This window comes from Pseudaeromonas sharmana (assembly GCF_042649925.1).
Classification (GTDB): Bacteria; Pseudomonadota; Gammaproteobacteria; order Enterobacterales; family Aeromonadaceae; genus Pseudaeromonas; species Pseudaeromonas sharmana.
On record NZ_JBHSAF010000001.1, the window covers coordinates 201,325 to 215,846 of the forward strand.

Here is a 14,522-nt window from a genome sequence, read left to right on the forward strand (position 1 = left end):
GTGGGACGCGTTGCCGCATGATCAACCGTGGACCACAACAGTCAGATATGGCGAATTTTGGCGTCGCTTTGCGTAGAACAAATGGCTATAAACAGCGGCGCTATGCCGCATGAAATGACGATAAAAAATCATGCCCTGACAGATAGCGAGCCGATGGCGGTTTATTTCACCGAGCGGGTGCGTCGTGACGATGGGCTGCTCACGCTATAAGTCCGCCTGCAGCGCCAGCGCGAGTGGTTTTGACGCTGCTTTAAGCGCGCTGCTGATGGTAATAGGCGACCAGGGTTTGCATCTGTGGCAGCGTCTGCACCATCAGATCGTTGCGACAGGCGCGCAGCCCCTGGACGATCTGCGCCAGGGTTAACTGCGGGCAGCACGATACGGCCCGCGCGGCCAACAACAGGCCGCTACGGCCGACTCCGGCGCGACAATGCACCAACGGCAGTCCGCTTGCCGGCAGCAGCCGTAGCAGCGCGGACAGCACCGGCAGCGGCACCGTCTCGCGGTCAATCCAGTGCACGACATGCAGCGCCTCCAGCACATAGTCGCGATCCGGCCACTGCAGCTGTAGTCGGTAGCGCCGTGCGGTTACTCCCGCGCCGAGCGCGAAACTGGCATCCAGGCTGGCGGTGGTCATCAGCCCGGGATAGTGATGCCGACTGCGAAAGTAGGCTGGCAGCCGGTGCTGATGCAGGTCCAGCTCGCTGGCCAGCACGACCAGCTGCTCCACCTGCTGTTCGGCCAGCAGCTGCAGAAACGTGGGCAGTTGCGCCGGTTTTGGATACTGGGCCGCCAGGCCCAGGAGACTGCCAGCCAGTTGCATGCGGTTGGCATTCAAGGTGGGATGCAGCAGCGTGGTGCGGCAGGGCAATACGTCGGCAAAGCGATCTCGTGCCGCATCAAACGCCAGCAGCTCGGCGTTGCCGCCGAGTGCCATCAGGGTGTGCGCTTCGGCCCAATAGGCATCCATCTGCTGTCTCCTGACGGGTTAACCCGCAAAGTTGTGTTGCCTGCAGGCAGTGACGGCGTAATCTGACGCTGAGCGCGGAGGTGAACATGAGTCAGCTGATAGATCAGATTGCCGAACGCCATATCGCTGCGGCGCAGCGTGATGGCCAGTTCGACCAGCTTGCCGGTGCCGGTGCACCGCTGGCGCTGGAGGATGACAGCCTGGTGCCTGAGGCGCTGCGAGCCGGTTATCGTTTGTTGAAAAATGCCGGTTATATCCCGCCTGAGCTGGTGCAGCGGCGCGAGCTGTTGCAGTTGTGCGATCTGCTGGGACAGTGTGCCAGCGACAGTCCGCAGCAGCAGGCGTTGTGGCGGCGTTTGCGCCAGCTGGAGTTGCAGTTGCGCATCAAAGGTCACGATACGGCTTTTATCCAGCACTATCTGCAGAGCCTGGCGGGCCAGACGCAGCCGTGAGGCGCGGCCAGCCAGAACAGGCCCCGCCAGCCGTGTTGCCGGCGCCTGATGGAATGGCATGTGATGTCTGGCAAGGGGATGCCGTGGCGTTCCCCCCTGCTGCGGTGCTGTGTTCAGACGGTTTCGGTGTCGGCCAGCTGCTGGCGCAGTTGGGCAAAGCTGGCGCTGACGCCCTGACGCTCGGCCCATAACGCCTGTTTGCGACGGGCGATCTCGTCGCGAGCCACTGCCAGTAGCGCTTGCTGTTGTGCCGGATCCAGGATGCGGTGAATGCCCGGTGCCGCCGGATTGAACTGGCGCTTGATGGCATTGCAGTAGTAGCAGCTGACGATCAGGTTCAGATGGTCGTCGCTGGCGATGTGGCGCGGGATCAGGTGGTCGAGCTGCAGTTGCAGCCAGTCCTGTTCGGAGCGGCTGCCATCAAAACCGCAATATTGGCAGCGACACTGCTGGGCGGCATACAGCGCCAGATCGGGGTAGTGTGCCACCGCAGCGGCTGGGGATAGGGACATCTGATTCTCCTCGGGGAAAGCGCCCGCCGGCATATGCACAGACCTCTGCCTCGGGCGGGAGCCCGTCGTCACCGTGGCGGCGGGCGACAGTGGCTGGCACTGTCAGGGCCCTAGGCTACTCCAAGGCCTGGGGCGTCGCTTGACCCATGTCATGCTTTCCAAGCTTTTATTCAGTTTTTTGGCCAGCTGATGTTGGCGTGGGCTTCAGACCTGCTCGACGCAGGTTGTGCGTGGTTGGCGGCTAGCCGCCGAGTCTTGTGGCATCACAGGGTTTGTTGCCGTCGGCGGCCACCATGCCAGCCTACTGTGCAGGCGGCAGACCTCGCCGACGATGAGCAGCGTCGGGCTGGGCAAGTTGTCACCGACCTGGGGCAGTTGTGCCAGTGTGGTCAGCACCACCTGCTGCTGCGCCGTGCTACCGGCGCTGATCAGTGCCGCCGGCAAATCGGCGGCGAAGCCCAGCGCCAGCAGGCGCTGGCTGATGCGTGCGCGCAGCGCCAGGCCCATATAGAACACCAGGGTCTGGGGGCCGGGTTTGAGATGTGACCAGTCCGGCTCCGGCTGGCCGGGTTGCAGACAGGCGGTGAGAAACTGCACGCTGTGGGCCAGGCCGCGGTGGGTCAACGGTATGCCGACCGCCGCGGCGCAACCGGTGGCGGCGGTCACGCCGGGCACCACACCAAAGGTCACACCGGCGGCCGCCAGCGTCAGCAGCTCTTCCCCGCCACGGCCGAAGATGAAGGGATCGCCGCCCTTGAGGCGCACCACCTGTCGCCCACGCTGCGCCTCGCGCACCAGCAGTGCGTTGATTGCCTCCTGCGGCAGGCTGTGCTGGCCGCGCGCCTTGCCGACAAACAGCCGCTCGGTGGCGGCGGGGATCTCGGCCAGGATTGCCGCCGAGACCAGCTTGTCGTAGACCACCAGGTCGGCCTGTTGCAGCAGGCGCCACGCCTTGCGGGTCAGCAGTTCGGGATCGCCAGGGCCGGCACCCACTAGCCAGACCTGGCCACAGTTGGCAGAGGAGGCGGTATCCGATAGCGGGTGGGGAATTCGGGCGATCTCGGTCATGGGGGATCCTTGGTTTGTATCAGGGCGATCTGCGCCCTGAACAGGCAATATGGTTCACTTCAGACATAGGCTGGGGCCATTTCCTTTCGTCAACACGCCGGAAATCCGTCCGTGGGCTCGATGGCGGCATCCCAGCCGCCAACGGTTGACTCAATGGAATATCCCCCCCCGGCGTTATCTGATCGGCCTTGTCGGAAGAGGGGCCCCATCAGCGATTAGTTCTGCTGTGGCAGCACAGCGCTGGTTGTAGATGCACTGGCCTGGGCAGTGGTGGCCTCCGGACGCTGGCTGGCCGGGGTGGCATACCAGTAGCCGAGGCCCATGAAAACGACGCCGGAGAGGGTATTGCCGAGTGTCACCCACAACAGGTTGTAGCCGATGCCGGCGAGGGTGAAGTCCGGGTTGTGGGCGCCAAACCAGGAGAGGGCGAACAGCGTCATGTTGGCAATGGAGTGTTCGTAGCCGGAGGCGATAAAGGCCAGCAGGCACCACCAGATGGCGATGAACCTGGCACTGCCTTCGACGCGCTGGCACATCCAGATCGCCAGACAGACCAGCCAGTTACACAGCATGCCCTTGGCGATCAGCGCGCCGATGGGCAGTTGGGTCTTGGCCAGTGCGGCCGTGTGCAGCAGGCTGGCGCCATCGGGCAGCAGCTTGCCGCCGCCGGTCTGCCAGAACAACCAGGCCACCAGGACCGAACCCAGCAGGTTACCGCCCCAGCTCTGTAGGCCGGCGCGCAGCGCACTGCCGGTGCTGATGCGCCCGGCCTTGATACCGAACGTCAAAAACATGGTATGGCCGGTAAACAGCTCGGCGCCGGCGTTGATCACCAGGGTCAAGGCGATGCCAAAGGTGGCGCCCATCACCAGCGGGCGCAGCTCGGGTGCCACCAGATTGCCCAGGGTGAAGATGAGGATGATGCCAAGACCGACATAGGCGCCGGCCATCATCGAGGCTACCCAGAAGCCGAAGGGATTGTCGCGGTCGAGTTTGACGATGCGCTCGGCGGTGGCGGCGCACTTGTTGATGGTTTCCGTAAACATACTTGCTCCTTGATAGATGAAACGTGAATTCGCTGGTAAACCACTTGGCGGCCCGTTGGCCGGGCCGCCCCGACTTAGAGGCGCACGGCTATCTGGCCGTCGAGAACTTGCACCTCATAGGCGCGTAGCGAGAAGTCGGCGTTCTCCAGGCAGTGGCCGTCGCTGAGACGAAAATGTTGTTTCTTCAACGGGCTGGCGACCCACAGTTCACCGACGTGCTCACCAATCAGGCCGCGGGAGAGCACGCTGGCCTGGGCAAACGGGTCGAGATTGTCGAGGGCGTAGACCTGCGCCGCGGCCGTCGGGCGAAACAGCGCTATCTGCTGGCCTTCAACCAGCGCGCAGACACCGGTGCCGGGCAGGATGGCGTCGAGGGCACAGACGTGATGCCAGGGGGCGTGACTCATGCGTTTTCCTCCAGATGGACTGTGTAGACCGGGATGCGTTCGGCCGGGGTAGCGGGTCTGTGCTGGGCGCGTTCCGGCACGAACTGCACGTTCGGATCCCGCGCCGGCGAGTTGATGAAGTGGGCGAAACGGGCATGCTGCTGCACATCCTGCACCGTCTGCTGCCATTCACAGGCGTAACGGTCGCGCAGGGCGGCCAGCTCGGCCTCCAGCGTGGCGCCCAGTCCCAGCTTGTCGTCGAGGATGACGCCGCGCAGGTAATCGATGCCGCCTTCGAGGTTGTTGAGCCAGCTGGCGGTACGCTGCAGCTTGTCGGCGGTGCGGATGTAGAACATCAAGAAGCGATCTATGGTGCGGATCAGGGTTTCTTTATCCAGATCGCTGGCCAGCAAGTCGGCGTGGCGCGGCTTCATGCCACCGTTGCCGCCGACATACAGGTTCCACCCCTTGTCGGTGGCGATGATGCCGACATCCTTGCCTTGCGCCTCGGCGCACTCGCGGGTGCAACCTGAGACCCCGAACTTCATCTTGTGTGGCGAACGGATGCCCTTGTAGCGGTGCTCCAGCTCGACGCCGAGGCCGACGCTGTCCTGCACGCCAAAGCGGCACCAGGTGCTGCCGACGCAGGTCTTCACCATGCGCAGCGCCTTGGCATAGGCTTGACCGGTCTCGAAGCCGGCGTCGATGAGCCGGGCCCAGATGGCCGGCAGATCATCTTTCTGCGCCCCGAACAGGCCGATGCGCTGGGCCCCGGTGATCTTGGTGTAGAGGCGATAGTCGCGGGCCACCTCGGCCACCGCCAGCAACCCCTCGGGGGTCACCTCGCCACCGGCCATGCGCGGGATCACCGAGTAGGTGCCGTCTTTTTGCATGTTGCCGAGGAAAATGTCGTTGGTATCCTGCAGCCCGGTCAGCGTCGGCTCCAGCACATACTCATTCCAGCAGGAGGCGAGGATCGAGCCCACCGTTGGCTTGCACACCTCACAGCCGTAACCGTGGCCGTGCTGGGCAATCGCCTCGTCAAAGCTCTTGATCTGGCCGACCTGGATCAGGTGGAACAGCTCCTGACGGGAGTAGGGGAAGTGAGCGCAGAGGTGGTTTTTCACCTCGATGCCTTGCTTGCTCAACTCGCTGTTGAGCACCTGGGTGATGAGCGGCACACAGCCGCCGCAGCCGGTACCGGCCTTGGTCTCGCTCTTGATGGCGGCCAGCGTGTGGTGACCGGCGGCGACGGCGGCGGCGATCTTGCCCTTGGTGACATCGAAACAGGAGCATATCTGCGCGCTCTCCGGCAGCGCATCGACGCCGAGGGCTGGCTTGGCACCGGCATAGGCCGGCAGGATCAGGCTGTCGGGGTGTTCCGGCAACGGCAGCGCGTTGAGAGTCATCTGCAGCAGGTTACCGTAGTCCTCGACATCGCCGACCAGCACGGCACCGAGCAGCTGGCTGCCATCTTCGCTGACCACGATCTTCTTGTAGATCCCGGCCTGCTCATCCTGGAACAGGTAGCTGCGGCTGCCGGGCGTGCGGCCATGGGCATCACCGATGGAGCCGACCGAAACGCCGAGCAGCTTCAGCTTGGCGCTCATGTCTGCCCCGGTGAACGGCGTTTCGCCACCGAGCAGGTGATCGACGGCGACCTGGGCCATCTTGTAGCCGGGGGCGACCAGGCCGAAGAAGCGACCATGCCAGGCGGCACACTCGCCGATGGCGTAGATGTGCGGATCGGCGGTGCGGCAGTGATCATCAATCACGATGCCGCCGCGCTCGGCGATGGCCAAATCACCATAGCGCGCCAGCGTATCTTGCGGCCGGATACCGGTGGAGAAGACCACCACATCCACCTCCAGCACGCTGCCGTCGGCAAACTCCAGCCGGTGGGCCGCTGTCTTGCCCGCATGCATCTGGATCGCTTGGGTCTGCTTGCTGGTGTGCACCTGTACGCCCATGGCCTCAATCTTGCGACGCAGCATCTCGCCGCCGAGGCGATCGAGTTGCTCGGCCATCAGTACCGGAGCGAATTCGACGACATGGGTCTGCAGTCCCAATGCTTTGAGCGCGCCGGCCGCTTCCAGCCCCAGCAGGCCACCGCCGATGACCACGCCGGACTTACCCTGTTTGGCTGCGGCGCGGATCGCTTTGAGATCCTCTATGGTGCGGTAAACGAAGCATTCATGGTGCTGGGCGCCGCTGATCGGCGGCACCCAGGGGTAGGAGCCGGTGGCGAGGATCAGGGTGTCGTAGCCGACCGTGCTGCCTTTGTTGGAGTGCACCTGCCGGGCGGCGCGATCGATCTGTTTGACCGCCTCGCCCAGGCGCACCTGGATGCCATGACGCTCGTAGAAGCCGGGTTTGACCAGGCTGAGCTCTTCGCTGGTGTGGTGCGAAAAGTAGGAGGAGAGGTGCACCCGGTCGTAGGCCAGGCGCGGCTCGGCGCAGAAGACGGTGATCTGGTACTCGCGGCTGTCGGCGCGGTCGCACAGCTCCTCGAGGAAGCGGTGGCCGACCATGCCGTTGCCGACAACGACGAGGCGGTGTTTAGTCTCATGTCCCATCATAAAGTCCTTGTTGGGGCCTGCGGATCAAGGCAGGCAAAATACGTAGCCGGGATTAACCGAGCGCCAGTTGCAGATCGCTTCTGGCCTTGCTCGAGCAGGCCAGCACATAGCCCGCGGCCACCTGGTCAGGCGTCAGCGCCAGCGTGCTGCTGCTCTCGACGCGACCGGCCTCGACCTTGCACTTGCAGCTGCCGCAGACACCGGCACGGCAGGCGCCGATGATCGGCAACCCTTCACGCTCCAGCGCGTCGAGCAGGGTCTCGTCGGCGGCGATGGTGCTGTCAGTGCCAAAGGCCGGGACGCTCAGGGCGAAGTGGGCGCCAGCTTGCGCTGCATTGGGCGCTGTCGCCGCAGCGTTGGACGTCAGCGTCGCGGCGCTGAAACGCTCCTCGTACAGGGGCACGTCGGCGTAGCGTGGGTCGGCGAGCAGCGCGTGCACGGCATCGATGTAACCGGAGGGGCCACACAGGTAGATCTGATAATCAGCCAGTCCGGCGGTGATCTCGGCCAACAGCCCGGCCTGGAGGCGGCCCGCCACCAGACGCGCCGCGGCCAGCGGCATTGGTGCATCCGGCAGGCTTTCCAGCAGCAGCGTCAGGTGAAAGTGCGGGTCTGCAGCCGCCAGCGCCAGCAGCTCGTCGCGAAAGATCAGATCGCCGGCGTGGCGGGCGCTGTAGACAAAATGGACTGGCGTCTGCAGCCCCAGATCGCGCAGCGTGCGGGTGATGGCTATCATCGGCGTGACGCCGCTACCGGCGGATAACAGCAGCAGTGCCGATGGCAACTGGGCCGGCAGGTGGAACTGTCCCTGGGGCGGCAAGGCGGCCAGCGTCATGCCCGGTTGCAGCGTGTCGATCAGGTAGTTGGAGACGCGACCAGCGGCGACGCGCTTGACCGTGATGGCCAGGGCATGGGGGCGGGTCGGCGCCGAGCAGAGCGAATAGGCGCGGCTGTGCGTCTGGCCATCGATGGGCACATTGATAAGCAGGAACTGGCCCGGCAGGTAATGAAAACGGCTGGCCTGGGGGGCGGTCTGGAACGTGAAAGTGGTCGCCGTGACGGTATCGCCGTCGCGGGTCTCGTCGTGACGCGCCGTGCAGATCAGCTGGCGCTCACCGTGGCTCCAGTAGGGAGCCTGCAGCAGGGGGGCTAATTCGGTCATCGGATCCCTCGCTGGATGGCGATGCCATCCAGGACAACGTTGGCGAATGAAAAACAGGGCAAACGAAGAACAGGGCGGCGTGCGTGGCCGGAGCGGGTTGTCCCCGGCTGCGCAGCGTCGCCCGAATGCATCAGGCGGCCAGCATGTCGGCCAGATCCTTCTCCACGTTATCGATGAGCTTCAGATCGAAGTTCTCCTGCAGGTAAGCCAGCAGGTTCGGTGTCAGGAAGCCCGGTACCGTCGGGCCGACGCGGATGCCCTTGATGCCTAACGAGAGCAGGGTCAGCAGGATGACGATGGCCTTCTGTTCGAACCAGGAGAGCACCAGCGACAGCGGCAGTTCGTTGACGCCACAGCCGAACTCGTTAGCCAGGGCGATGGCCAGCTGGATCGCCGAGTAGGCATCGTTGCACTGACCGACATCGAGGAAGCGCGGGATGCCGTTGATGTCGCCAAATTCCAGGGTGTTGAAGCGGAACTTGCCGCAGGCCAGCGTCAGGATCACGCAGTCTTCCGGCACCGCCTTGGCCATGTCGGTGTAGTAGCTGCGTTCGGATTTGTCGCCATCACAGCCGCCGATCAGGAAGAAGTGCTTGATGTTGCCGGCCTTCACCTGCTCGATCACCGCCGGGGCGGCCGCCATCAGCGCATTGCGGGCAAAGCCGGTGCTGGTGTAGGCCGGGATCTCGTCATACGGGAACCCGTCGAGGGATTGCGCCTTGGCGATCACTGCGGAGAAGTCGTCACCGATGAGGTGGGTCGCGCCTGGCCAGCCGACGATGCTGCGGGTGTAGATGCGATCCTTGTAGTTGCCCACATCGGGATTGATGATGCAGTTGGAGGTCATGACGATGGCGCCGGGGAAGGCGGCAAACTCTTTTTGCTGGTTCTGCCAGGCGGTACCGTAGTTACCGACCAGATGCGGGTACTTCTTCAGCTCCGGGTAGCCGTGGGCCGGCAGCATCTCGCCATTGGTATAGACATTGATGCCGGTACCCGCGGTCTGTTCGAGGATCTTCTGCAGATCGTGCAGGTCGTGGCCGGAGACCAGGATCGCCTTGCCCTTAACCGCCTTGACGTTGACCTGGACCGGCTCGGGGTGGCCGAAGGTGTCGGTCTCGCCCTTGTCCAGCATCGCCATCACCTTGAAGTTCATCTGGCCGATGCGCATGGCGCAGCCGAGCAGCTCGTGCATATCGCTTGGATCCGTGCCCAGCCAGGCCATGATGGCGTGGAATTCGGCGCCGATGGCATCATCCTGCTCGCCGAGCACGCGGGCGTGCTCCATGTAGGCGGCGGCGCCCTTGAGGCCATACAGGCAGAGCAGACGCAGGCCGAGAATATCGGCACCCACCTCCGCCGCACCGCGGTTGACGGCGGCCGTTGGCGCCCAGGCCAGCAACGCGGCCTTCTCGCTGGTCAGCTCGACGGCGGCCGGCCCGGTGGCCAGATCCGGCAGCTGACCGGCGGCGACACAGGCGGCTTCGTAACGCTCTTTCAAGCTGGCGCGGGCTTGTTGGGCCTCGCTGATGAAGGCCAGGATGCGGTCACTGTCGAAGTTAACGTTGGTCAGGGTGGCGAAGAAGGCCTGGCAGACATAGGCGTCGATGGTGCGGTCGATGATGCCGAAGGTGCGGGCTTTCAGCGCATAGGCGCTGACACCCTGCAGCAGATAGATGAGCACATCCTGCAGATCGGAGACTTCGCTGGTCTTGCCACACATGCCCATGGCATAGCTGCAACCGGTGGCGACCGGGGTACGGATGGTGTGTTCACATTGCACGCAAAACATGGCGACTCCTTGCGATAAGACGATTAAGACGGGGCTGAACCCGTAGACAAAAATCGTTATTACAAGGTGCGTGCCAATAATTTTATTCTTATAAATCAGATGTTTGCTTAGGTTGTGGCGTGCCGTGGGTCATATCGACTCACCTATCGGTGTTGTCAAACTGACTCGGAGAGTTATTTCGACCCGGGCGCGGACGTCGCCAGGGACTCGCGCAAGGCACCAATCCGGCTCCATAAGGCTTCGACCTCGGCTTGATGAGCCTGGTAATAGGTTGGGTTGAACAGCAGGTAGTAATCCTTGCGCAGCAGCGGTGGCGAGAGCTTCTCAAACTGGCCGCTCTGTCTGGCAATGGCCGCATCGCCGGCCTCTTCCAGCGTCGCATAGGCACACAGACGCCCTTTGGCTAACAACTTGAGCAGCGCCTCGGCCCCTTTCCCGGCATGGGCATTCATGCGGAATTGGCTGAGATAGTCGACCACAGACCAGCCTTCGTTGTAACCCACGGCGCAGCCTTGGGGCGTGAGCTGCACACCATTCCACTGCACGTTACTGCCGAGTCGGCGATACAGCACATAGTTAAGTGTTGCCAACCGCCGGCCTGGATCGAGTTGGCCATGGCGCATCGGAAAGACGAGTTGGCGGGCTCGCTCAGTCGTCCAGGAGTAGAACAGGGCTCCGTCGATTTCGCCGCCGATGGCATCATGCAGCACGCGCAAACTGGGCATGGGTTGCCAAAAAATCTGACATCCGACTTGATGGGCGGCCAGATCGACCAGCGCGAAGGCCGTGCCGCGTGGGCCTGCGCTCGGCACGCTGCGTTCGATATACGGAGGGATGGGCTCGTCATTGAACCCCAGGTGCAACAAGCACTCTTTGGCATCCACCGTCAGCACCGTCAACAGTCCCCACGCCAACAGGGCGGCTGGCAGAGTGATGTTCATGGTCAGGCTCCATCCATCCTGTCTGTCTGGCTAGAGTATAGACGGCGATGCAATGTCACTGCCTATAGGTTGCCGGGCAACAGCTTCTCGCGCAGGAAATCCAGCCAGGCACGCAAGCGCGGATCGCGCTGGGCGTCGGTATAGAAGACGGCGTGGATCGGGCGCGAGGCACCGCTGTTGCTGCGAGCCAGCACCTCGACCAGGGCGCCGCTGGCTCGATCCGCCCTGGTCATGAAATCCGAGAGACAGACCAGCCCGGCGCCTGCCAGCGCCAGCTGACGCAAGGTTTCACCACTGCTGGCTTTCAGTTGAGGTTGAATGGGGAGTCGATCCCCGTGTTCGCCCATCAGCGGCCAGAGGTTCAGGTTGTCGCTGGTGCTGAAACCCAGCAACTGATGATCGACCAGATCGGCCGGCAGTACCGGCGTTCCGCAACGGGCCAGATATTCGGGGGCGGCCAGGATGCGTAGCCGCGAGCGGCCCAGCGCCAGGGCGCGCAGCGACGAGTCGGCCAGCTCGCCGATACGAATGGCCACATCGACCCGGCGCTCCAGCAGATTGATGAAGCCATCAGAGCTCTCCAGCTGCAACTCGATGGCCGGGTAGCGACGGCGGAATTCGCCGATAAGTGGTACCAGCTGATGCAGGATAAATGGCGTGGCGGCGTCGACCCGGAGCGTGCCCTGGGGTTGTTGGCGCCGGGATAACAACTGGTTCTCCGCGTCGGCCATGTCACTGAGAATCGTCACGGCACGCCGGTAGAACCACTCTCCCTCATCGGTCAGCGTCAGGCGGCGCGTCGTGCGATTAAGCAACTGGGTCGCCAGTTTCTGCTCCAGGCGTTTTACGCCGCGACTGACCACTGAATTGTCGATGCCCAGATTGTCGGCAGCCTGGCGAAAGCTACCGGCCTCGACCACGGCGACAAACAGCGCCAGTTCATCGGAATGACTCTGCATTATTGCTCCATTAGCAATTGTTTTATGTCTTTATAGTCATTTTTGCCATCAAAGCCCAGCGGCATACTCGCGGAAACCACTATCTCGACAGACTTTTGCAAGGAGAATCTCATGCCGCTGGCATTATTTGCCTTAACCCTCAGTGCCTTTGCGATAGGCACCACTGAATTTGTGATTGTCGGGCTGATCCCGACCATATCCGAGCAATTACAGGTCAGCTTGCCGTCGGCAGGGCTGCTGGTCAGCCTGTACGCCCTCGGGGTCGCCGTGGGCGCGCCGGTGTTGACGGCGCTGACTGGACGGCTGCCACGTAAAACGCTGCTGCTGGCCCTGATGCTGCTGTTTACTCTCGGTAATTTGCTGGCCTGGCAGGCGCCCGGCTATGGCACCTTGATTGTGGCGCGGGTATTGACCGGTTTGGCGCACGGTGTGTTTTTCTCGGTGGGCTCGACCATCGCAACCGGGCTTGTCAGCCGCGACAAGGCGGCCAGTGCCATCGCCATCATGTTTGCCGGCCTGACCGTCGCCTTGGTAACGGGGGTTCCGCTAGGCACCTGGATTGGCCAACACTATGGTTGGCGTGAGACCTTCCTAGTGGTCTCCGGTCTGGGTCTGCTGGCGTTAATTGGCTCGGCCTGCCTGATTCCAGCCAAACTGGCACACAGTGCGCCGCCGGTGTGGCGTGAACAGCTCCAGGTGCTGACGGCACGTCCGTTGCTGAAGGTCTATGCCAAGACCGCGCTCGGCTATGGTGGCACCTTTACTGCCTTTACTTTCCTGTCGCCGATCCTGCAGCAAATCAGCGGCTTTACACCCAATCAGGTCAGCCTGTTGTTGCTGGGCTACGGTGTCTCTGTTGCGTTCGGTAACTTGTGGGGCGGCCGTCTGGCTGATCGGCTGGGGCCGGTTGTTGCACTGCGGCGCCTGTTCGCCGGATTGGCGCTGGTACTGTTGCTGCTGACCTTCACTGCGCACCATACCTGGCTGGCGGCGCTGACCGTGCTGATTTGGGGCGCCTTCGCCTTTGGCAATGTGCCGGCGTTGCAGGTACGGGTGGTGCAGCAGGCACAGCGGTATGCTCCCGCAGCCGTTGATGTGGCCTCCGGGCTCAATATCGCGGCTTTCAATATCGGTATCGCTTTGGGCTCCATGGTCGGCGGCATGACAGTCGAGCATCTGGGGTTGGCCAATACCCCCTGGATTGGTGCCGTCATAGTGTCATTGGCATGGTTATTAACCTGTGCACCTAAGCGGAAACTGCGATTGCAACACCAGCCTGTCTAAGCCTTGCCTCCTCAAACCACATTCGACGCCAGCCCAGTGCTGGCGTCGTTGCGATCCGTCTGAATCCGGATGGGTGCATGTCGATTCGGAATAACGGGAGTATTGTCGGTTTACATATAACTTTTACCGAGCAGGGTGGCTGACAAGATAGCGGCGATCGGACAGAATGACCGTCACTTGCCAGCACAATAGCCACAATTTCGCGACATGAAATGGCTTTCTGGCGAGAGGAATGCGTAAGTGAACTGGAATGTGCGTCGGTAACAGGTTCGTGCTCGGGAGTCGGGATGAGTGTGCGTGATCCATATCAGGATGCGTCAGCGCAGCAATTGGTAGAGCGCATTGAGGCGTTGCAGCGCGAACTGGCCCACCTGAGCGCCTATAACGCTGAGCTGTGCCGGGAAAACCAGCTGTTGCTAGAGAAACTCAATGCCGCATTGGACGGCACTGGCCTGTGCCTATGGCAAGGCATGGTGCAGAGCGGCGAGTTGACGGTGTTTAATCTGCAGAACTTCCAACGAGGCGATATGGCCCCGCATTTTGATGTGTGGCAAGCCAAATTGCACCCGGAAGACAAGCAATACACCCTCGATTGCTATTACGGTCATCTGCAGGGGACTTACGCGTTTTATGAGGCGGAATACCGCACTGTGGCTGCGGATGGTCAAATCACCTGGTTATGGGATCGCGGCCGGGTCATTGAACGGGATGGCCAAGGCAAACCTCTGCGTGTCATGGGAGCCCACATCGATATTACCCAGCGCAAGGAGTATGAACGCCGTCTGGCGCTGCAGGCTGACTCGGATGCCCTGACCGGGCTGCACAACCGACAGGCATTTTCACGCCTGGTTCAGGCGCGGATGAAAAATCCGGTACCAGGCGCGTTGCTATTTATCGATTTAGATGATTTCAAGGTCATCAACGACCAGTTGGGGCATGCTCGTGGTGACAGGGTTCTGCTGCAAGTGGCCGAATGGTTGCAGCGCATGGTGCCAGATGGCGCTATCTGTGGTCGTTATGGTGGCGATGAGTTCGTGGTTTACCTGGACACCAATGTCAGCCTGCCGCAAGTCAGCCGCCTGGCCGAGCAACTGCTGACCCGCAGTGCCGTGTATGAGCCGGAACAGGGCTGTAATCTGCATGTCGGCATGAGCATCGGCATTGCGCTCTGGCAACGGCCGCCAACCTTCCTGCAAGGGCTGGAGGCAGCGGATCGTGCCATGTATCAGGCCAAGCAACAGGGCAAGTTGGGTTATCAGTGGATCAACATGTAACCCCATCGCTGATGTGCGGTCTCCCGAACGCTGGCGCTGAATGGAAAAAGCGCCATGCCCATCTTGCTACGGGCATGGCGTCGGCGCGGCGATTGCG

At 62.4% G+C, this 14,522-nt stretch carries 13 protein-coding genes; 3 read left to right on the forward strand and 10 right to left on the reverse strand.

Annotated elements, in window-relative coordinates; translation table 11 throughout:
- Nucleotides 1–250: 250 nt before the first annotated feature.
- A complete protein-coding gene (locus ACFOSS_RS00940; protein WP_377149975.1) occupies nucleotides 251–970 on the reverse strand; it encodes a protein-tyrosine phosphatase family protein in 720 nt (239 codons plus the stop codon).
- A gap of 86 nt (nucleotides 971–1,056) precedes the next feature.
- Here ACFOSS_RS00940 and ACFOSS_RS00945 point away from each other — a divergent pair, with 86 nt between their 5' ends.
- Entirely contained in the window at nucleotides 1,057–1,422 is a 366-nt protein-coding gene (locus ACFOSS_RS00945) for a DnaJ family domain-containing protein (protein ID WP_377149977.1), read from the forward strand.
- Between the two features lie 113 nt (nucleotides 1,423–1,535).
- Here ACFOSS_RS00945 and ACFOSS_RS00950 read toward each other — a convergent pair whose 3' ends face one another.
- The 9 genes from ACFOSS_RS00950 to ACFOSS_RS00990 form a co-directional block, all read right to left on the reverse strand.
- Entirely contained in the window at nucleotides 1,536–1,934 is a 399-nt protein-coding gene (locus tag ACFOSS_RS00950) for an HNH endonuclease (protein WP_377149979.1), read from the reverse strand.
- Nucleotides 1,935–2,138: 204 nt separating this feature from the next.
- Nucleotides 2,139–3,002, reverse strand: a complete 864-nt coding sequence (cobA, locus tag ACFOSS_RS00955; RefSeq protein WP_377149981.1) for a uroporphyrinogen-III C-methyltransferase — start codon at nucleotides 3,000–3,002, stop codon at nucleotides 2,139–2,141.
- Nucleotides 3,003–3,217: 215 nt separating this feature from the next.
- Entirely contained in the window at nucleotides 3,218–4,048 is an 831-nt protein-coding gene (gene nirC, locus ACFOSS_RS00960) for a nitrite transporter NirC (protein WP_377149983.1), read from the reverse strand.
- A gap of 74 nt (nucleotides 4,049–4,122) precedes the next feature.
- Nucleotides 4,123–4,455, reverse strand: a complete 333-nt coding sequence (gene nirD, locus ACFOSS_RS00965; protein ID WP_377149985.1) for a nitrite reductase small subunit NirD — start codon at nucleotides 4,453–4,455, stop codon at nucleotides 4,123–4,125.
- Nucleotides 4,452–7,010, reverse strand: coding sequence for a nitrite reductase large subunit NirB (gene nirB / locus ACFOSS_RS00970; protein ID WP_377149987.1), 2,559 nt, complete (start codon nucleotides 7,008–7,010; stop codon nucleotides 4,452–4,454). The genes nirD and nirB overlap by 4 nt, the downstream gene beginning before the upstream one ends.
- Nucleotides 7,011–7,065: 55 nt before the next feature.
- A complete protein-coding gene (locus ACFOSS_RS00975) occupies nucleotides 7,066–8,175 on the reverse strand; it encodes a flavin reductase family protein (protein ID WP_377149989.1) in 1,110 nt (369 codons plus the stop codon).
- A gap of 130 nt (nucleotides 8,176–8,305) precedes the next feature.
- Nucleotides 8,306–9,967: a hydroxylamine reductase gene (hcp, locus tag ACFOSS_RS00980; RefSeq protein ID WP_377149991.1), complete on the reverse strand. Its 1,662-nt coding sequence runs from the start codon at nucleotides 9,965–9,967 to the stop codon at nucleotides 8,306–8,308.
- Between the two features lie 173 nt (nucleotides 9,968–10,140).
- Nucleotides 10,141–10,908: a hypothetical protein gene (locus ACFOSS_RS00985; RefSeq protein WP_377149993.1), complete on the reverse strand. Its 768-nt coding sequence runs from the start codon at nucleotides 10,906–10,908 to the stop codon at nucleotides 10,141–10,143.
- A gap of 62 nt (nucleotides 10,909–10,970) precedes the next feature.
- Nucleotides 10,971–11,867: a LysR substrate-binding domain-containing protein gene (locus tag ACFOSS_RS00990; protein WP_377149995.1), complete on the reverse strand. Its 897-nt coding sequence runs from the start codon at nucleotides 11,865–11,867 to the stop codon at nucleotides 10,971–10,973.
- Between the two features lie 111 nt (nucleotides 11,868–11,978).
- Here ACFOSS_RS00990 and ACFOSS_RS00995 point away from each other — a divergent pair, with 111 nt between their 5' ends.
- Nucleotides 11,979–13,151, forward strand: coding sequence for an MFS transporter (locus ACFOSS_RS00995; protein ID WP_377149997.1), 1,173 nt, complete (start codon nucleotides 11,979–11,981; stop codon nucleotides 13,149–13,151).
- A 287-nt stretch (nucleotides 13,152–13,438) separates the two neighbouring features.
- Complete coding sequence (locus ACFOSS_RS01000; RefSeq protein ID WP_377149999.1) at nucleotides 13,439–14,425, forward strand: diguanylate cyclase domain-containing protein; 987 nt, start codon at nucleotides 13,439–13,441, stop codon at nucleotides 14,423–14,425.
- The last annotated feature ends 97 nt before the right edge of the window (nucleotides 14,426–14,522 follow it).